This window comes from Streptomyces griseochromogenes (assembly GCF_001542625.1).
In the GTDB taxonomy this organism is placed as follows: domain Bacteria; phylum Actinomycetota; class Actinomycetes; order Streptomycetales; family Streptomycetaceae; genus Streptomyces; species Streptomyces griseochromogenes.
The window spans coordinates 6,455,957-6,475,031 of sequence record NZ_CP016279.1 but is presented as its reverse complement, the minus strand read 5'-3'; the positions used below and the strand labels follow the sequence as shown (position 1 = coordinate 6,475,031).

At 70.1% G+C, this 19,075-nt stretch carries 17 protein-coding genes; 9 read left to right on the top strand and 8 right to left on the bottom strand.

Features of this window, described 5'->3' with window-relative positions:
• Window positions 1-10: 10 nt before the first annotated feature.
• Window positions 11-1,624 (bottom strand): acyl-CoA synthetase, encoded by a 1,614-nt coding sequence (locus AVL59_RS27795; protein WP_067309633.1) that lies wholly within the window; start codon window positions 1,622-1,624, stop codon window positions 11-13.
• Between the two features lie 176 nt (window positions 1,625-1,800).
• Here AVL59_RS27795 and AVL59_RS27790 point away from each other — a divergent pair, with 176 nt between their 5' ends.
• The 6 genes from AVL59_RS27790 to AVL59_RS27765 all read left to right on the top strand — a co-directional run bounded on the left by AVL59_RS27790 (window position 1,801) and on the right by AVL59_RS27765 (window position 7,342).
• Window positions 1,801-2,601 carry a crotonase/enoyl-CoA hydratase family protein gene (locus AVL59_RS27790; protein WP_067309631.1) on the top strand — a complete coding sequence of 267 codons (801 nt, stop codon included), beginning with the start codon at window positions 1,801-1,803 and terminating at the stop codon, window positions 2,599-2,601.
• 181 nt (window positions 2,602-2,782) lie between these two features.
• Window positions 2,783-3,724, top strand: coding sequence for a Zn-ribbon domain-containing OB-fold protein (locus tag AVL59_RS27785; RefSeq protein ID WP_067309629.1), 942 nt, complete (start codon window positions 2,783-2,785; stop codon window positions 3,722-3,724).
• On the top strand, window positions 3,721-4,770 hold the full coding sequence (locus AVL59_RS27780) for a thiolase domain-containing protein (RefSeq protein ID WP_067309626.1): 1,050 nt from the start codon (window positions 3,721-3,723) through the stop codon (window positions 4,768-4,770). Before AVL59_RS27785 ends, AVL59_RS27780 begins: the two co-directional genes overlap by 4 nt.
• Window positions 4,767-5,933 (top strand): thiolase domain-containing protein, encoded by a 1,167-nt coding sequence (locus tag AVL59_RS27775; protein WP_067309623.1) that lies wholly within the window; start codon window positions 4,767-4,769, stop codon window positions 5,931-5,933. Before AVL59_RS27780 ends, AVL59_RS27775 begins: the two co-directional genes overlap by 4 nt.
• Window positions 5,934-6,015: 82 nt before the next feature.
• Window positions 6,016-6,258 (top strand): DUF397 domain-containing protein, encoded by a 243-nt coding sequence (locus tag AVL59_RS27770; RefSeq protein ID WP_067309620.1) that lies wholly within the window; start codon window positions 6,016-6,018, stop codon window positions 6,256-6,258.
• A 154-nt stretch (window positions 6,259-6,412) separates the two neighbouring features.
• Window positions 6,413-7,342 carry a universal stress protein gene (locus AVL59_RS27765; RefSeq protein WP_067309618.1) on the top strand — a complete coding sequence of 310 codons (930 nt, stop codon included), beginning with the start codon at window positions 6,413-6,415 and terminating at the stop codon, window positions 7,340-7,342.
• 31 nt (window positions 7,343-7,373) lie between these two features.
• Here AVL59_RS27765 and AVL59_RS27760 read toward each other — a convergent pair whose 3' ends face one another.
• The 4 genes from AVL59_RS27760 to AVL59_RS27745 form a co-directional block, all read right to left on the bottom strand.
• Window positions 7,374-7,709 carry a DUF2752 domain-containing protein gene (locus AVL59_RS27760; RefSeq protein WP_067309616.1) on the bottom strand — a complete coding sequence of 112 codons (336 nt, stop codon included), beginning with the start codon at window positions 7,707-7,709 and terminating at the stop codon, window positions 7,374-7,376.
• A gap of 89 nt (window positions 7,710-7,798) precedes the next feature.
• Window positions 7,799-8,221 carry a CD225/dispanin family protein gene (locus AVL59_RS49470; protein ID WP_079147020.1) on the bottom strand — a complete coding sequence of 141 codons (423 nt, stop codon included), beginning with the start codon at window positions 8,219-8,221 and terminating at the stop codon, window positions 7,799-7,801.
• Window positions 8,222-8,245: 24 nt separating this feature from the next.
• Window positions 8,246-8,677 (bottom strand): hypothetical protein, encoded by a 432-nt coding sequence (locus AVL59_RS27750; protein WP_067309611.1) that lies wholly within the window; start codon window positions 8,675-8,677, stop codon window positions 8,246-8,248.
• Between the two features lie 22 nt (window positions 8,678-8,699).
• Window positions 8,700-10,697 carry a CHAT domain-containing WD40 repeat protein gene (locus tag AVL59_RS27745; protein ID WP_079147019.1) on the bottom strand — a complete coding sequence of 666 codons (1,998 nt, stop codon included), beginning with the start codon at window positions 10,695-10,697 and terminating at the stop codon, window positions 8,700-8,702.
• 210 nt (window positions 10,698-10,907) lie between these two features.
• On the opposite strand from AVL59_RS27745, the gene AVL59_RS27740 reads away from it, so the two are divergent.
• Window positions 10,908-11,405, top strand: a complete 498-nt coding sequence (locus AVL59_RS27740) for a hypothetical protein (protein WP_067309606.1) — start codon at window positions 10,908-10,910, stop codon at window positions 11,403-11,405.
• Between the two features lie 20 nt (window positions 11,406-11,425).
• Here AVL59_RS27740 and AVL59_RS27735 read toward each other — a convergent pair whose 3' ends face one another.
• The gene (locus tag AVL59_RS27735; RefSeq protein WP_067309603.1) at window positions 11,426-13,420 is read right to left on the bottom strand and encodes an N-acetylmuramoyl-L-alanine amidase; all 1,995 of its coding nucleotides are present in this window, start codon (window positions 13,418-13,420) and stop codon (window positions 11,426-11,428) included.
• Between the two features lie 268 nt (window positions 13,421-13,688).
• Window positions 13,689-14,834, bottom strand: coding sequence for an aminoglycoside phosphotransferase family protein (locus AVL59_RS27730; protein ID WP_067309600.1), 1,146 nt, complete (start codon window positions 14,832-14,834; stop codon window positions 13,689-13,691).
• A 337-nt stretch (window positions 14,835-15,171) separates the two neighbouring features.
• Between AVL59_RS27730 and AVL59_RS27725 the strand changes: the two genes are divergently transcribed.
• Window positions 15,172-16,665 carry a DNA-binding protein NsdB gene (locus AVL59_RS27725; protein ID WP_067309598.1) on the top strand — a complete coding sequence of 498 codons (1,494 nt, stop codon included), beginning with the start codon at window positions 15,172-15,174 and terminating at the stop codon, window positions 16,663-16,665.
• A 61-nt stretch (window positions 16,666-16,726) separates the two neighbouring features.
• On the opposite strand, the gene AVL59_RS27720 is transcribed toward AVL59_RS27725, so the two are convergent.
• Window positions 16,727-18,193 (bottom strand): PP2C family protein-serine/threonine phosphatase, encoded by a 1,467-nt coding sequence (locus AVL59_RS27720; protein ID WP_067309596.1) that lies wholly within the window; start codon window positions 18,191-18,193, stop codon window positions 16,727-16,729.
• Window positions 18,194-18,543: 350 nt separating this feature from the next.
• On the opposite strand from AVL59_RS27720, the gene ssgD reads away from it, so the two are divergent.
• Entirely contained in the window at window positions 18,544-18,957 is a 414-nt protein-coding gene (ssgD, locus tag AVL59_RS27715; RefSeq protein ID WP_067309593.1) for a spore wall synthesis regulator SsgD, read from the top strand.
• Window positions 18,958-19,075 lie beyond the last annotated feature (118 nt).

The following is a 19,075-nucleotide window of genomic DNA, read 5'->3' as shown; positions in this document are numbered from 1 at the left end:
GGGCCGCGGGTCACCGGTCCGCCGCCACCGCCACCTCCCGCGCCCACCGGTAGTCCGCCTTGCCGCTCGGGGACCGCTGGACGGAGTTCGTGATCACCAGCTGGCGCGGGATCTTGTACCCGGCCAGCCGGGTGCGGCAGTGGTCCTGGATGTCGGTCAGCGACGGCTGCCGCGCGCCCTCGCGCAACTGCACCACGGCCGCCACATGGTTGCCCCACGTGGCGTCCGGCACCCCGGCGACCAGCACGTCGTAGACGTCCGGATGGGCCTTGAGCGCCTGTTCGACCTCCTCCGGGTACACCTTCTCGCCCCCGGTGTTGATGCACTGCGAGCCCCGGCCGAGGACCGTGACCACGCCCTCCTCGTCCACCGTCGCCATGTCGCCGAGCAGCACCCAGCGCTGCCCGTCTTTCTCGAAGAACGTCTCGGCGGTTTTGCGCACGTCGTTGTAGTAGCCGAGCGGCACATGGCCGCACTGGGCGACCCGGCCGACCTCGCCCGCGGCGACCGGCTCGCCCGTCGCCGGATCCACGACCTGTGTACGGGAGTTGACCCGGATACGGAAGCCCCGCTCCGGGCCCGAGTCGTCCGTCGCCGTCCCGTTGAAGCCCGACTCGGAGGAGCCGAAGTTGTTCAGCAGCATGGCGTTCGGCACCAGCTCCCGGAACTGCCGGCGCACGGTCTCCGACATGATCGCGCCGGACGAGGAGACGCTGAACAGCGCCGAGCAGTCGGTGCCCTTCATCGGTCCGCCGAGGGCGTCGATCAGCGGCCGCAACATCGCGTCGCCGACCAGCGACACGCTGGTGACCTTCTCCTTCTCGATGGTCCGCAGCACTTCCTCCGGTACGAACTTGCGGTGCAGGACCACCCGTTGGCCGAAGTTGAAGCCGATGAAGGCGGTGAGGGTGGACGTGCCGTGCATCAGCGGGGGAGTGGGGAAGAAGGTGATCCCCGAACCGCCCGCCGCGACCCGCTCGGCCAGCTCCCGCGGCGTCTTCACCGGCTCGCCCGTCGGCGCCCCGCCGCCCAGACCGGCGAAGAACAGGTCTTCCTGGCGCCACATCACGCCCTTGGGCATGCCGGTCGTGCCGCCGGTGTAGATGATGAACTGGTCGTCGCCCGACCGGGCCGGGAAGCCCCGCTCGGCCGACCCGGACGCCTCCGCCCCGGTGAACGGGACGGCGCCGGGTACCTGCGAAGAAGTCCCGCCCACTGCCAGCAGGTACCGCAGCTTCGGCGCGCGCGGCAGCGCCGCGGCCACCCGGTCGCCGAACTCCGCGTCGAAGACGAGCGCGGCCAGATCCGCGTCCCGGTAGAGGTAGGCCAACTCCTCCTCGACATAGCGGTAGTTGACGTTCACCGGGACGATGCGCGCCTTGAGGCAGGCGAGCACCGTCTGCAGGTATTCGACCCCGTTGTACAGGTGCAGGCCCAGGTGTTCTCCGGGCCGTATCCCGCTGTCGGTCAGGTGGTGGGCGACGCGATTGGCGGCCGCGTCCAGCTCCGCGTAGGTCAGGCGGCGTTCCGCGCCGGTGCCGGGATGGTCGACGTACACGAGGGCCTCGCGGTCCGGTACCACGTCGACGACCGACTCGAACAGATCGGCAAGGTTGAACTCCACCGCTCCTCCTGACCTCCGACGGCCTGGCGATCCACCGGTTCGCCGGTCATCAGAGCAAAGGGCGCGACAACTGTGAAGGGTCCCCGCAAGGAAATCTGACTGTCTGTCAGAAAACCCTTGAAGTGGCCGACCGCCTACTGCAACCTGTTCTCGTTCTTACCGAGGGGAGATGGGCGATGGGTGGGACGGAACACCTCACCGTGCAGCGCGAGGGTGCCACTTTGGTGCTCACGCTCAACAGGCCCGAAGCGAAGAACGCGCTCTCGCTTCCCATGCTCGTCGGCCTGTACGACGGCTGGATCGAGGCGGACGAGGACGACGCGATCCGCTCGATCGTGCTCACCGGGACCCAGGGTGCCTTCTGCGCCGGAATGGACCTCAAGGCACTGGCCGGCGACGGCATGGCGGGGCAGCACTACCGCGACCGGCTCAAGGCCGATCCCGATCTGCACTGGAAGGCCATGCTGCGCCACCACCGGCCCCGCAAACCGGTGATCGCCGCCGTCGAGGGGTACTGCGTGGCCGGGGGCACCGAGATCCTCCAGGGCACCGACATCCGGGTGGCGGGCGCGTCCGCGACCTTCGGCCTGTTCGAGGTCAGGCGCGGACTGTTCCCGATCGGCGGCTCGACCGTCCGGCTGCAGCGCCAGATCCCGCGCACCCACGCCTTGGAGATGCTGCTGACCGGGCGGCCGTACAGCGCCGAGGAGGCCGCCGCCATCGGGCTCATCGGGCACGTGGTCCCCGACGGCACCGCACTCGCCAGGGCGATGGAGATCGCCGAGCAGATCAACGCCTGCGGGCCGCTCGCCGTGGAGGCCGTCAAGGCCTCGGTGTACGAGACCGCCGAGATGACCGAGACCGACGGACTCGCCGCCGAACTCGCCCGCGGCTGGCCGGTCTTCGACACCGCCGACGCCAAGGAGGGAACCCGCGCCTTCGCGGAGAAGCGGCCCCCCGTCTACAAGCGCGCGTAACGCTCCGCTCGCAGGCGCGGTTCGGACACTGCGGGCCGTGCGTGGCTGGTCGCTCCCCCAAGTTCTCGGCTTCGCTCGAACCCGGGGGGACCTCCATCGCGGCGGAGCCGCACATCGATACAGCCCCGCGCCCCCATGGGGCGCGACGTCACCGACCTTGCTCGAAGGAGGCAAGTTCCCGATGCCCGAAGTCCTCAAAGCGCCCCTCGTCGTGGAGTTCCCCTTCACCCGCTCCCTCGGCCCGGTCCAAAGCGCCTTCCTCACCGGTCTGCGCGAACGCGTCGTCCTCGGCGTGAAGACCGGCGACGGCCGTACCCTCGTCCCGCCCGTGGAGTACGACCCCGTCACCTCCGAGGAGATCCGCGACCTCGTCGAGGTCGCCGCCACAGGCACGGTCACCACCTGGGCCTGGAACCACGAGCCACGCCGCGGCCAGCCGCTCGCCACCCCCTTCGCCTGGGTCCTGGTCCGGCTCGACGGCGCCGACACCGCCCTGCTGCACGCCCTGGACGCCCCGGGCCCCGACGCCGTCCGCACCGGCATGCGGGTGCGGATCCGGTGGGCCGGCGAACGCACCGGCGCCATCACCGACATCGCCTGCTTCGAGCCCTACGACGGGCAACCGGAACAACCGGGCGGCCACACGGGCGAGTTCGAGAACCCGCTGACCGGGATCGTCACCCCCGCCCGGCTCGACTACACCTACTCGCCCGGCCGCGCCCAGGCCGACTACATCGACGCCCTCTCCGAACAGCGCACCGTCGGCGAGCGCTGCCCCTCCTGCCGCAAGGTGTACGTCCCCCCGAGGGGTGCCTGCCCCACATGTGGCGTCGCCACAGCGGAACACGTCGAGGTGGGTCCCCGAGGCACAGTGACCACCTACTGCATCGTCAACATCAAGGCCAAGAACCTGGACATCGAGGTGCCCTACGTCTACGCCCACATCGCCCTCGACGGCGCGGACCTCGCCCTGCACGCCCGGATCGGCGGCATCCCCTACGACGAGGTGCGCATGGGCCTGAGGGTCGAGCCGGTGTGGACGCAAGGAGCCCGCTACCCCGATCACTACCGGCCCACCGGCGAACCCGACGCCGACTACGACACCTACAAGGAGCTGCTGTGACACGGGAGATCGCGGTCGTCGCCTTCGCCCAGACCGACCACCGGCGCTCCACCGAGGAGTCCTCCGAGGTCGAGATGCTCATGCCGGTCCTGCACGAGGTCCTGGACCGGACCGGCCTCAAGACCGCCGACATCGGCTTCACCTGCTCCGGCTCCAGCGACTACCTCGCCGGCCGCGCCTTCTCCTTCACCCTCGCCCTGGACGGCGTCGGCGCCTGGCCGCCGATCTCCGAGTCGCACGTGGAGATGGACGGCGCCTGGGCGCTGTACGAGGCATGGACCAAGCTGCTCACCGGCGACGCGGACACCGCGCTCGTCTACTCCTACGGCAAGTGCTCACCGGGCTCGGTGCGCGACGTGCTGACCCGGCAGCTCGACCCGTACTACGTGGCCCCGCTGTGGCCCGACGCCGTCGCTCTGGCCGCCCTCCAGGCACAGGCCCTCATCGACGCCGGGGACACCGACGAGCCCGCGCTCGCCGCCGTAGGAGCCCGCAGCAGGGCCGATGCCGCCGCCAACCCCCACGCACAGCTCGCCGGCCGGGTGCCCCAGGGCGACTACGTCGTACGGCCCCTGCGCACCGGCGACTGCCCGCCCATCGGCGACGGCGCCGCCGCCGTGGTCCTCGCGGCGGGGGAGCGGGCCCGGGAACTGTGCGAGCGGCCCGCCTGGATCCGCGGCATCGACCACCGCATCGAGGCCCACGCCCTGGGCGTGCGCGACCTCACCGACTCGCCCTCCACCCGGCTGGCCGCGGAGAAGGCGGGCGCGTTCGAAGGTCCCGTCGACACCGCCGAGCTGCACGCGCCGTTCAGCGCCCAGGAGGTCGTGCTGCGCAAGGCGCTCCGGCTCGGCGACGGCGTCCGCGTCAACCCCTCCGGCGGCGCACTCGCCGCCCATCCCGTCATGGCCGCCGGACTCATCCGCATCGGCGAGGCCGCCGCCCGCATCCACCGCGGCGAGTCCGACCGTGCCCTCGCCCACGCCACCTCCGGCCCCTGCCTGCAGCAGAACCTGGTCGCCGTACTCGAAGGGGATCCGCGATGAGCAAGGAGCCCGTGGCCGTCGTAGGCATCGGCCAGACCAAACACGTGGCCGCCCGCCGGGACGTGTCGATCGCCGGACTCGTCCGCGAGGCCGCCCTGCGCGCGCTCCAGGACGCGGAGCTGACCTGGGCCGATGTCGACGCCGTCGTCATCGGCAAGGCGCCCGACTTCTTCGAGGGCGTGATGATGCCCGAGCTGTACCTCGCCGACGCCCTCGGCGCGGTGGGCAAACCGATGCTCCGGGTGCACACCGCCGGCTCCGTCGGGGGATCCACCGCACTGGTCGCGGCCAACCTGGTCGCGGCCCGCGTCCACGGCACGGTCCTCACCCTCGCCTTCGAAAAACAGTCCGAGTCCAACGCCATGTGGGGCCTGTCCCTGCCGATCCCCTTCCAGCAGCCGCTGCTCGCCGGGGCGGGCGGCTTCTTCGCCCCGCACGTGCGCGCCTACATGCGGCGCAGCGGCGCTCCCGACACCGTCGGCTCCCTCGTCGCCTACAAGGACCGGCGCAACGCCCTGAAGAACCCCTGTGCCCACCTCCACGAGCACGACATCACCCTGGAGAAGGTCCAGGCCTCGCCCATGCTGTGGGACCCGATCCGCTACTCCGAGACCTGCCCGTCCTCCGACGGCGCCTGCGCCATGGTCCTCACCGACCGCGCCGGGGCCGCTCGCGCGCCCCGGCCGCCCGCCTGGATGCTCGGCGGCGCCATGCGCAGCGAGCCGACCCTCTTCGCAGGCAAGGACTTCGTCTCCCCGCAGGCAGGCAAGGACTGCGCCGCCGACGTCTACCGGCAGGCCGGCATCGCCGATCCACGCCGGGACATCGACGCCGTCGAGATGTACGTGCCGTTCTCCTGGTACGAGCCCATGTGGCTGGAGAACCTCGGCTTCGCCGAGGAGGGCGAGGGCTGGAAGCTCACCGAGTCCGGGGTGACCGAACTGGACGGCGACCTGCCCGTCAACATGTCGGGCGGCGTGCTGTCCACCAACCCCATCGGCGCCTCCGGCATGATCCGTTTCGCCGAGGCCGCCCTCCAAGTGCGGGGCCTGGCCGGGGAACACCAGGTGGACGGCGCCCGCAAGGTGCTCGGACACGCCTACGGCGGCGGATCCCAGTTCTTCTCCATGTGGCTCGTGGGATCACAGCCCCCCGGCTCCTGAAAGGTCCTCCCGACACGGCCTGTCCGCCGTCGGAACCGCTCGCTAGGCTGACCGCGGACGACGAACCGGGAGGAGCACGGACGTGGCCGAGACCACCACCCAGCAGCAGCCGCTCGCGGGCTGGGACAAGCCGGAGCTGGACCTCAGCAAGGCCGAGTGGCAGTCCAGCAGCCGAGGGCTGGGCGATGTCCAGATCGCCTTTGTCGAGGGATTCATCGCGATGCGCAACAGCGAGCGCCCGCAAAGCCCTTCCTTGATCTTCACCCCGGCGGAATGGGGTGCCTTCGTCTCCGGCGCACGGGAGGGCGAGTTCGACCTGACCTGAGCACCCTCGCCTCCGGCACACCCGGCATCGGGAGCCGATCCGGGGGTGTTGCGAGCGGGTTTCCGGACACGCGATCAACAGCGCCCTGCCGGGGCCCACGCCTGAGCGAGGCTGGCCCCGGCACGGAGAAGTCGTGTTCCGGAAGTGAGGAAAGATGAGCAGTGCGCCGGTCATCGCCGCGGTCGACGGTTCCGAGGACAGCCGGCGGGCCCTGGAATGGGCCCTGGACGCCGCCCGCCGACGCGCGGCCGAGCTGCGGGTGGTGCACGTACGGCAGTACGCCGCCTGGGGACAGGCCGACGTGCTCGTCGCCGGGCCGCCCGACGTGGAGGGCGACCCGGTGCTCGACGAGGTGCGCGCCCTGCTGCGGGACCGCGTCGAGCACCGGGCCACGCCCACCGTGGAGTATGTCGCCCTGGAGGGCGTTCCGGGCGCGGTGCTGCCCGAACTCGGCGCGGACGCCCGGCTGTTGGTCCTCGGCTCACGCGGCCGCGGCGGTTTCGCCAGCCTGCTGCTCGGCTCGAACGGCCTGGCCGCCGCGCGCGACGCCGCGTGCCCGGTGGTCGTCGTGCCCCGGCCCGGCCGCGAGGTTCACGGGGACGGCCCCGCCGAGCCCGGGCCCCGGGTGGTCGTCGGCGTGCACGCCGACACTCCCGACGAGGGCACCCTCGACTTCGCGTTCACCGAGGCCGCCCTGCGCGAAGCCCGCGTCCAGGTGATCGCCGCCTACCCGTGGCCGGTGCAGACCTGGTCCGCCCCCGGCCGGCTGGTGCCGCCGCCGATCGACCGGGACGCCGTCGAGAGCGAGACCCGCTCCCTCGCCGAGGGCTTCCTCGCCCCGCAGCGCGAGCGCCACCCCGGTGTGCGTGCCGACGTGGAGGCCCTGCCCGGAGACGCGGCCGGTCACCTCGTCGCCGCGTCCAAGGACGCCGAGCTGGTCGTCGTCGGCCGCCACCGACGGCGCCTGCTCGCCCCCGCCCGCATGATGGGCTCGGTCACCCAGGCCGTCCTGCTGCACGCGGCGAGCCCGGTCGCGGTGGTACCGCCGCCGTCGACGCAAGACACCCCGCGATCCACCCTCTGACCGCGGCCGCGAGCGGTGGTCAGAGGGCAGGTCAGGACCGCAACATCCCTCCGAGCACGGGAAGATTGCGGACGACGGTCCACACGACGAGGAGCGTGATCGCCGCGTAGCCCAGCCAGGCAGGGAGAATCCGCCGACCGGTCCTGCCGGTGACAGTGCGCAGCCATATGAAAGCGGCACAGGGCAGGAAAGCGACGAGGAGCAGGTTGTAGTCGATCGCGGTCATCAGATGGCCGTGAGTGAGTTGATGCAGCGCCCGGAGGCTGCCGCAACCCGGACAGTCGAAACCCGTGAGAGCCCGGAACGGGCAGGGAGGGTATCGACCGGGGCGGGCGGGATCCACCAGTGCCGTGACGACGGTGACCATCCCGATGAGCCCCGCGGCGAGCCAGGCGTCGCGGCGAACTCTGGTATCGGGGCGCCCGTTCGCCGTCCGGTTCGGGGCGTCGAGCGAACTCATGGCGCCGGCATGGAGCTGGTGGTGGTGGAGGAGGTGGACAGGCTGATCGCCAGCACGATCACCCAGAAGGCCAGGCCGGCCAGCAGGCTCACGATGACGTAGAGCCGGGCCTTCTGCGACGCCTGGGTGGCTCCCTCGAAGTCACCCACATTGCCCTTGGACGAGGCTTGCGACGCGAAGACGATGGCGGCGATTCCGGTCGGGAGGAAGCAGAAGAGTGTGACGAGGACGGCAGGCACCATATAGGTCTGGAGAACGAGTGTCTGCCTTGGAAGTTGTCCTTGCCACCCCTGCGGCTGCGGCTGCGGCCGCGGTGGTGAGGGGGGCGGCTGCTGAATCGGAGGTATGGAAGGATCCTGCCAAGGAGTATGCGGTCCCCAGTCCTCGTCATCGGGCGGCGGTTGCTGCTTGTTCGACATGTCGCCTTCCTCCGGTTCTGGATTTCAGGCAGGGGTCCACAGAGCGCGCTGCGGATCCCAGGTCCACCGTGCGTTACGGGCATCCAGACCGACGGCTTGTTTGTATGCCTCCTCCGGTAGGCCGTCGGTGAAAGTGACCCGACCACCTGTCGGCAATTCGAAAACCACGCTCGTCGGTGCCGTGGAGTCTTCCGGTGGGCGTCTCAGCAGTCGGTCCACGAACGCCCTCAGCCCGTGGTGGGTCTCTTCGGCGACTCTCTGAAACAACGTGTGGAGAAAGGGCTCCAGGACAGCGGACGTGACGAGCACCTGCACGACGTCGACTGCGCCTCTCCGCGTCGGCATCAGCAAGCATTCGCTGTCGATTCCGGCTTGGCGCAACAGCTCCTGCCCCTGAGCGGCTCCCGTGGTCGGGAGCGATGCGGGCCAGAAGATCTCGACCTCGGGATCCGCCATGACACGCCTCCTTCCGCGACCATCAGCCGGTCAGTGACCAACTCTCGACAACTCCCTCGCGGGTACCGGTCACCAGTCCCGTGCCGCCTTCGAGGAACGCCAGCCCTACGGGTCGGCTTGCCAGCCTTGCGGCAATGGTCGCCTTCCAGGTGTCCAGGTCTCGGATGGCGACAACTCCCTCGTCGTCAGCCACTGCGAGTGCCCGGACACCGGCGGAGAAGGCCAGCTGGGTGGCGGGTCGCCCGTGGTCGGTGCGCCGGAGCAGCTGGCCTTCCCAGGACCAGAGACGCACTCGGCCGTCCAGGCAACCTGTGGCAAGCAGATCATCGGTGAAGGCGAGGGAGAGCACGGGCTGGGGGTGCGGCCATGTCATGACGAGCCGTCCCTGCACATCCAACTGCCGGACCAGTCCGTCGCCACACGCGACGACGACGTGCCGGTCACCCGGTGCGAATGCGATCGGGCCGAGGTTTCCGGGCTGCCCCGGTCGACCGGGGCCGGCCTCCTCGGGGGGCCGCACAGGCAGATCGCGTACCCGGGCACCCCGCACGTCGTAGACGTGGACGTGATCCCCGACGGTCAACGCGAGCCAGCGACCGTTCGCGCTGAACGCCAGACCGTCGTCGTGTCCTCCGGCACCGATGACGCGTACGGGTACTTCGGTCTGGAGGTCCCAGACGATGACGGTGCCGTCCAGGTGCCGACTGGCCACATGCCGTCGCCAGGGACTCCAGGCGACGCGCAGGGGTTCCTCGCGCTGCACGGGCATGCACTGGGAGACCGGCCTGCCGTCGGTTCCGTCGAAGATCCGGACCACGCCATTGGCGCAGGCCGCCGCCAGCAGGTTGGAGGGCCCCAGTGCCACGTGACTGCAAGAACCGACCTCGGCGAGCAATCGGAGACTCCCGGGAGGCTGCCGCTCCTGTGGTTTCGGGTCGAAGATCTGAGTTTCATCGGAGGCGAGCAGCAACACGGGCGTGGCCCACTCCAGACTGCCGAGACGCATCTTCACTTCTTCGCGAGCGAGTGTTACCGCCCTGTCGACCGGACGTCCATCGGCGATGTGCTCGTAGAATGCAGAAGAAAAGATGAGCGCGGCTTCGTCGGTGATCTCGTATTGCATGGCGACAACGGCCGGAACACCGGCATGTACGAGATTGGCGGCCGTGCTCCTGAAAGCCTCCTCGGACCTGCTCACCGCGGATTCACAAGCGTTCAGCACGATGAGACGCAGATTACCGCTGTCGGCGATCAGTCGTTCGAAATCATTGGCGTGGAGTGGCCTTGCCGCCCCATCGTCACCGGAGAGATGGATGTATCCCGAATTTCGATCCTCGTCGAACCCGCCGTGGCAGACGAAGTGCAGTACGTGCCAGGAGCCGGATCGCAATTCCTTCGCAAGGTCCTGCCAGCGGTCCCCGGACAGCCAGTGGACCTCCACGTTGTCGGAGCTGGGCCGTTGCAGGACCTGGGCGATTCTTTCCCTTTCTCGACCTTCTTCCAGCGCCGGAAGGTCACTCGGGCGGGCCGAGATACCGAGTACGCGGAGTGGGAGAGTGAGGGGCAGTGGGGGTACCGGGTTCATGATCCGCAGGTAACGTACGAGCGGAATGTGAAGGGCGAGATAGTCGTCCCGGGAAGGGTCGACAAGATATTCCCAAGGAATGTGGTCGACATGCGTACCGTTCGTCCGCAAAAGGATGCGAAGCGGTTTTCTCTGGGCCTTGGCCAGATTTCTGCATCGGTCGAACTGGATCAGTATTTCATCGCGGAGCAATGTGTCGGCGAGGCGTTCCCCGAATTCTCGAACCGGTCTCTCTGTGGACGTGGACCCGCGCGTCAGAATCTTGCTGTACGATTTGGTCAGGGAATTCTCCACCTTGGCCAATGCGGCCTGAAGTTCGCTTTCTGAGTAAGGGGCAGGTGTCCGGATCATTGCTTCACCGCACTCGGAAGAGCATGAAACGATCCACTTGGTGTCGGCTTCAATGATTTCGAGTCGGAAAGGTAGACCTTTCATTAACCCCACCTCCTGCCCCAGATATAGTGCACACCCAATACTTTGTGGCGTCCAGTTGGCGCCCGCGGGCGCCAGTTAAAGGATTCCGGGCCGCGGACAAGCTCGCCTGCGCGTCGGTCGCCCCGGCACCGGCGGAACGGACGACGCCGCACTGGAAGGCGGATGGCGCCCTCACGTCGCCGAGCGCGTCCGGGCACGTACCATTACGGCATGTCGTTCCTCCGCCGCCGCAGCGCCACCCCCGCCGGACCCGACTTCGACGTGCTGGCCATGGACCCGGGCGACTGGCCGGGCAACCTCGGCGCGGGCCTGCTGCCCGCCGCCGACGGCTCCTGCCAGGGTGTCTTCCTGCGCTACGACCTGTTCGGCGGACGCGGCCCCGCCATGATCATCGGCAACCTCCCCGAGGGCTCCCCGGCCCGGGACGTCGCCGAGGGCGAGATCCCCTTCGAGGTGGGCCAGCTGCTGCTGGCGCTGGAGAACGACGAGGACGTCACCGTCGTCGGCACCGAGGACACGCCGGTCCTCCAGGGCGACAACCTTCTGATCGTGCGCCGCCTGAAGCTCTCCGAGAGTCGCATCTCCTGCGTCCAGTTCGACCGCAGCGACGGCATCCTCGTGACCATCGCCGCCTGGGACCGGCCCATCACGGACGACCTGTACGCCCTGCTGAAGCCGCTCCCGGCGGAGCTTTTCCAGCAGGGCTGACTCGACCGGACCAGCCCCGGTCAGCCGGCGGAACCCTCCAGGCGGACGTCCGCGGCGCGCACGAACGCCACCCGATGGCCGTACTGGATCTCGTAGTACAGATCCTTGCCGATCACGACCCGGTGCGAGTCGGTGGCGAAGGTGACCGCGTAGTAGTACTCGCCCGGCACCGCGTCACCGACCACGTACTTCTGCCCCTCCGCCATCGTGTACGGCAGCGCCACCACCGACTGGGCGGGCACCCCGGCCGGGTAGGCCTCCTTCTCCGGGTACGCCCTGCCGTAGACCGGCACGCTCGCCAGGCCGTCCTTCGGCGTGACGACGAGACCGGACCCCCGAACCGCCGTGGGGTGCTTGAGCGGGTTCTCGAACCAGGCCTTCTGCCCGAGGTACCAGATCGCCGTCCAGTCGCCCCAGTGGTCGGCGACCACGTACTGCTGCCCGGTGGAGACCCGGGAGGACAGATCGTTCACCCCATCGGTCGGCGCCGTGCCCAGGCCGATGTCCTTGATCAGCGGTGCGTTCGCGTCGTGGTCCGAGTACAGCCGCACCTCACCGGAACCGTGTGCCGCGCAGGGCTGGTCCTTGGTGGTGCAGCCCGTGTACACCGGCTGGTTGGCGGCGTAGTCCGGCAGGATCGTCACGACGGAGGAGTGTTTGCCGCCCGTGCGCTTGAAGGGGTGGCCCAGCAGCTGGAAGTAGTGCCGCCAGTCCCAGTACGGACCCGGGTCGGTGTGCATGCCGGGGATCGTGGAGGTGGTCGGGCCGGGCACGTTGTCGTGGCCCAGGATGTGCTGCCGGTCCAGCGGGATGCCGTACGTGCGGGCCAGATACCTCACCAGGCGCGCCGAGGACCGGTACATCGCCTCCGTGTACCAGGCGTCCGGCGCCGCGAGGAAGCCCTCGTGCTCGATACCGACGGACTTCGCGTTGATGTACCAGTTGCCCGCGTGCCAGGCCACGTCCTTCGCCTTGACGTGCTGGGCGATCAGACCGTCGGTGGACCGGATGGTGTAGTTCCAGGACACATAGGTGGGGTCCTGGACCAGGTTGAGCACACCGTCCCAGGTGCCCTCCGTGTCATGGATGACGATGTACTTGATGCTCTGTGACGCCGGACGGTCGCCGAGGTCGTGGTTGCCGTAGTCGTCGTTGCCGAACTGGGCGTACGGCGCCGGGATCCACTCGCAGGACACCGACAGCGGACATTCGGTGCCGTCGGTCGGGAGCGTGCGCAGACCGGCCCGCTTCAGCTGGGCGGTGTCGGCGGTGACATGCGGCTGGGCGGCGAGCACGACCAGCTGGCCCGCGTCCGTGATGCGCTCCTCGCCGGTGCGCAGCACGTCGTACACGTCGTTCGCGTACGCCGCCGCGGTCGCGATGTCGTCCGCGCCGGAGAAGCGGGCCACGGCCCCGTACCAGTCGGCCGGGTCGGCGCTGACCGGCTCGCCCAACTGCTTCTGGGCGGCGGCGAGCAGGGCGGCGCCGCCCGCGATGTTGGCCGCCGGGTCGGTGCGCAGCTTCGCGGCCGGCAGTCCGGTCAGCTCGGCCGCCGTGGGCAGCGTCCTGAGCCGGGCCGGAAGCGCCGGATTCGCGGGCAGCTTGATGACGGGGTGCAGCGCCCTGCGGGCGGCGTCGCCTCGGGCGTCCTCGCTGCCCTCGGCGAAGTGCTCGGTCGTGGCGAGCGCGGTGCGCGCGTCGGTGAGGTGCATCGGTCCGTAGCCGCCGGTCACGCTGGGCGCCCCGGCGTGGGTGTCCCAGCGGGACTGGAGGTAGGAGACGGCCAGCAGGACGCTCTGCGGCACGTGGGACTTCTCGGCCGCCGCGGCGTAGGCACGCTGGAGCCGGTCGGCGGAGGGTGCGCTGCTGCCCGGGTCGGGGGGCGCGGTGGCGCTGGGGGCGGGGGCCGCGCCGAGCAGCGGCAGCAGCAGGGCCGCTGAGGCGAGCGTACCGGCGGTCCGCCGCAGATGTCTGTGGCCGGGTGTGGACGTGGGGTCGGTGGCGGAACCTCGCAATGCGGCCTCCTGTGACGGGCGGGGCGTGGCGGGGCGTGCGGCGCCGAGCGTGGGTCAGTGGTACCCGCTTGCCGACGATCCGTCAATGATGCCCTCAGGCCCAGGATTTCCCACGTCACGGTGGGGTTCGGCGAGTTCCGAGATGGCGGCGTGTGGGCCTGCGAGGCGTCAGAGGCGTACACCTCTGACGCCTCGCAGGCCGGGCCCTGTGGACACGAAGGTCCGCGGCGCGCCGCCGCTCTGGGCGCACCGCGGACCTTCGTCCCCGTCAGCGAGTGCCGACTGCCGCACGCACGGCCCGGCGGGCCAACTGGCAGTCGTCGTGCAGCCGCCTGAGCAGCAGCCGCTGTTCCTCGCCGGACGGCGCAGCGCCCGGGTGGGCCGTGCCCGGTGCCGCCGGGGTCGTGTCGTACATCGAACGCTGCACGGCCGTCTCGTAGGTGCGGATCTCCCGGGTCAGCAGGAGCATCAGATTGACCAGGAAGGCGTCCCGGGAGGCCGGGCCCCCCGACTGGGCGATCTGACTGATCTGGCGCCTTGCCACCGGTGCGTCCCCGAGCACCAGCCACAGCGTCGCCAGGTCGTACCCCGGCAGATACCAGCCCGCGTGCTCCCAGTCCACCAGCACTGGACCGGCCGGTGACAGCAGGATGTTCGACAGCAGAGCGTCGCCGTGGCAGAACTGGCCCATCCCCTGGCGCCCCGCCGCGTGCGCGATACCGTGCAGCAGTTTCTGCAGGTCGCCCATGTCCCGGTCGGTCAGCAACCCCAGCTCGTGGTACCGGGAGATGCGGGCCGCGTAGTCCAGGGGGGCGTCGAAGGTGCCCGCCGGGGGCCGCCAGGCGTTCAGCCGGCAGATCGCGCCGAGCGCCGCCCGGATGTCCGGCCTGGGCGGTGCCTCGGCCGGATGCCGCTGGAGCGCCGCCACCCGGCCCGGCATGCGCTCGATCACCAAGGTGCAGTTGTCCGGGTCCGCCGCGATCAGCCTGGGCACCCGGACCGGCGGCCGGTGCCTGACGAACGCGCGGTATGCGGCTATTTCGTGGCGGATCCGCTCCGACCAGGCGGGCGAGTGGTCCAGGAGACACTTGGCCACGGCCGTGCTGCGTCCCGTCGTCCCCACGAGGAGGACGGACCGCCCGCTGCGGCGCAGCACCTGCACCGGTGCGAACTCCGGGCAGATCCGGTGCACGGAGGCGATCGCGGTGCGCAGCTGTGCTCCCTGGGGACCGGACAAGTCGAGTCTCCCGCTGAGCGGTTGGCCACCGGGCTGTCCCGGAACGCGCCGCGGTCGGCCTCCGCCCAGCACGGCGGCTCCCGGCCGCGCCGCCGGATCGAGGTACGGCCCGCCGCCCGCCGGGCGGGGACGCAGCGGCCGGAGTGGAGCGGACACGGAGGACGATGCTGCGTACATGGGAGATACAGATCCCTTCGTGTGCCTGCGGTGCCTGCCTGTAAGTCCATGTGCGAAGACCACGCCCGAAGGGGTGGCTTCGCATGCATACGCCCACCCGGCCCGGACGCTCCGGTGCACCCTGGGGAATGCACCCATCCATCACATGAAGCCATCACTACGAGCACTACGAGCAGTGACGCATCAAGCGGCGACCGGGTCGGGGTGGCGCTTTCCTACCTGACACCCGATGCCCAGTGGCACACCATCTGGCGCACCCTGGCGAACCGTGGCGAATAGTCGCCCGGCAACCTCCACGGGGCTACTGTCAACTCAGCCGAGAACCTGGGGGCTTGACGTGAGCGGACAACCCAACACCCGCCTTGCGGACCTGTTCGGCCTGGCCGGCTGGTCCAAGGGCGAACTCGCGAGGCTGGTCAACAAGCAGGCGGCGGCCATGGGCCACCCCCAGCTGTCGACGGACACCTCCCGGGTGCGGCGTTGGATCGACACGGGAGAGATCCCGCGCGATCCCGTGCCGCGGGTGCTGGCGGCTCTGTTCACCGAGCGTCTCGGCCGTGTCGTGACCATCGAGGACCTCGGTCTGGTACGGCACGGGCGCGCGGGGAAACGGCAGGGCGACGGGAATGCGGAACATCCCGACGGAGTGCCGTGGGCGCCCGAGCGGACCGCCGCGGTCCTCACCGAATTCACGGGAATGGACCTCATGCTCAACCGACGCGGCTTGGTGGGCGCGGGTGCCGCGCTCGCCGCGGGATCCACACTCAGCAGCGCCATGTACGACTGGTTGCACACCGACCCCACCTTGAAGGCCGACGCCCCTGTCCTCGACGATCCCCTGCACGCCGACCCCGCTGGGTTCGACCGCTATGAGGCCGCCCCCATCGGGTCGCAGGAGATCGAGGAACTGGAGCGTTCGGTCGAGGTGTTCCGCGCCTGGGACGCGGCCCGTGGCGGCGGGCTCCAGCGCAAGGCGGTCGTGGGACAGCTCAACGAGGTGGGCGGCATGCTCGCCTACCACCATCCACCCCATCTCCAGCGCCGCCTGTGGGGCGTCGCCGCCAACCTCGCCGTCCTCGCGGGCTGGATGTCGCACGACGTCGGCCTGGAGCCCACGGCCCAGAAGTACTTCGTCATCGCCGCCCATGCCGCCCGCGAGGGCGGTGACCGGCCCAGGGCCGGCGAGGCCCTGTCCCGGGCGGCCCGGCAGATGGTGCACCTCGGCCGGCCCGACGACGCGCTGGACCTGATGAAGCTCGCCCAGTCCGGTTCGGGGGAGCGCCTCCAGCCGCGTACGAAGGCGATGTTCCACACCATCGAGGCCTGGGCGCAGGCGTCGATGGGCAAGGGCCAGGCGATGCGTCGCACGCTCGGGCAGGCGGAGGACCTCTTCGTCTCCGACCGCGCGGACGTGGAGCCGCCGGACTGGATGCAGACCTTCAAGGACGAGGATCTGTACGGCATGCAGGCCCTGGCCTACCGCACGCTCGCGGAGTTCGACCCGGCCGCGGCCGTGCACGCCCAGCACTACGCGGACAGGGCCCTGGCCCTGCGCGTCGACGGACGGGAGCGGTCGAAGATCTTCGACCACCTCTCCATGGCCTCGGCATGCTTCATCGCCGACGACCCCGAACAGGCCGACCGCTACGCACGGCTGGCCCTGATGTCGATGGGCTCGAACTCCTCGCGCCGGACCTGGGACCGGCTGCGGCAGATGTACCGGCTCACCGCCGAGTACTCCGGCTACCCGAGGATCCATGAACTGCGGGAGGAGATCAGGCTGGCCCTGCCCCACCCCAAGGGCAGGGACGACAGCAGCGCACAGGCCTAGGAGGTCTGCGCGCTGCGGTATCTCAGCAGGTCAGCTCATGTGGTGACCGTGGCGGGTCAGCTCATGCGGTGACCTTGGCGACGAGCACACACGCGTCGTCCTCACGCTCGCCCCCACCGAACTCCTCCACGACCGTGCGCACGCAGTCCTGCGCGGTGCGCGCCGCCTCGAAGCGTGGAGCGAGGTCGAGCAGGGCGGGCACGGCCGTCGTCGCTCCCCCACTCTCGGCTTCGCTCGAGCGGGGGGACCCCCGTCGCCCGGACACCAGTCCGTCGGTGTACAGCAGGAGGAGGTCGCCCGGCTGAAGGATCTCAACCGCCTGTCCATAGGCGGCGCCTGTGGTGGCGCCGAGCAGGACGCCGTCCGGTGCGTTCAGCACGCGCCCCGTCCCGTCGCGGTACAGCAGCGGGGCGGGGTGCCCTGCCTGTGCCCATACCAGGGCGCGGGTCTCGGGGCGGTAGCGGCAGCACACGGCGCTGCCCAGGGCGGGCTGGACGGTGGCGTCGAGTAACTGATTGAGCAGGGCGAGCAGCGGTCCGGGTTCGGTTCCGGCCAACGCCATTCCGCGCACGGCCCCCAGCAGCGTCGCCATCCCCGAGGCGACGGCGACGCCGTGCCCCGTGAGGTCGCCGACACTGAGCAGGGTCGCGCCGTCGGACAGTTCCAGCGCGTCGTACCAGTCGCCGCCGATCAGTGTGCTGGTCGCGGCCGGCAGACTGTGGGCGGCGAGGTCGAGGGTCTGCCGCCCCCGGTGCGGGAGCCGCAGGGAGCCGCGCCATGGCGGCAGCACGGCCTCCTGCAGCTCGACCGCGAGCCGGTGCTCGGTCTGCGCCTGCCGGTGATGGTGGTGCATCGAGTCACGGGTCTCGCGCACCGTGCGCTGGCTGTGGCGCAGCTCGCTGACGTCCCGCAGCACGACCCACATCGAGGTGGTGCTGCCGTCGGCGTCGAGCACGGGCTCGCCCATCATGTGTACGGTCCGCACGTCGGTGTCGGCTCGTACGATGCGGAACTCGCCGTCGATCGGCTTGGCGTCGACCAGGCAGTCCGTCACCATCGCGGTCAGCTTCGGCCGGTCCTCCTCCAGGATCAGAGAAGGCAGCTCGTCCAGGGTGAGCGGGCGGGCGGCCGGATCGATGCCCAGGATCTGGTACAGCTCACCGGACCAGCTCACCTCGTCGGTGAGCAGGTTCCACTCCGCGCTGCCGACCCGGCTGAGCAGTGACCCGTGTGCGCCGCCGGCCGGTGCCGGGCGGACGACCGGGGTGCCGATCGGCTCGGCGGGCGCGGGTTCCGGGCCGTCCCGCAGCTGTGCCAAGTGGGCGTCCAGATCGTCGAGTTGGTGGAGTGCGAGGTCGTACAGAGCCCGCTGCCAGCGCTCCTGGGGGTCCGAGCCCTCGCTCTGGGCGTCCCGCCGTACGGCGTACACGTCGCCCTTGAGCCGCCGCGCCTGCGATATCAACGCCTCGACCGAGCCGCGCCCGGGCGGCTGGGCGGCTGAGCGGTCCGCGGAGACTGGGGACGGCATGACGCACTCCGATGAGGGGACGGTACGGCCAGCGGGGACGGGAGGGACCGTTACGACTCTTGCACAGCCCGCGACTCGCTGTAAGGGATTTGGCAACACACGATACGGTGGTGCTTTGGGCATATGCCAGAGTCTTCCCGGCGTGATTCGAGGGTACGGATGGCGTACGCGCGAGCGACGTCAAGTCGTAGGCGTACTACGGGACATGGCCGACTCTGGAGCGTCTCGGTGTAGGTGTCAGCCGCATGTTCGACGCTCTGGTGTTCCATGGTGCCGCCGACCGGTCGCCGCGCGTCAACTCTGTCCGGATTCAGCGTCCTGTGAAGAGGCCGAACAGACTCCTTATAGGCATGGACGTCATCATCGAACAGCCCGCCCATGCCCGTCTGATCACCGCCGAGGACCGCGAGGTCCCGCTGTCGGCCACCTTGCGCTACACCGCGGGCGACCCGCTGGCCGTCTTCGTGGACTTCCCGCCCGAGGCCACCCTGGCCGGTGACGAGGTCACCTGGACCTTCGCGCGCTCCCTGCTGGACCAGGGGCTGCGTGCCCCGGCGGGGCACGGCGACGTACAGATATGGCCATACGGTCGCACGCGGACGGTTCTGGAGTTCCATTCGCCGTGCGGCCTTGCCCTGATCCAGTTCCCGACCTCGGCACTGCGCCGCTTCCTGCTGAACACCTACGCCGTGGTGGCGCCCGGACAGGAGGATGTGACGGCGGTCGTGGAGCAGGGGCTGAGCGCCCTGTTCGGCGGGGTCTGAGCGACGCCGGGCCGACCTGACCGCGTCTTTGACTTTTGTTCACTCACGCCTCACCGCATCGCTATGGACCTCGACGATCACCGCGTGCACCCTGGCGCGCGGTGTGCCGCAGGGGCAC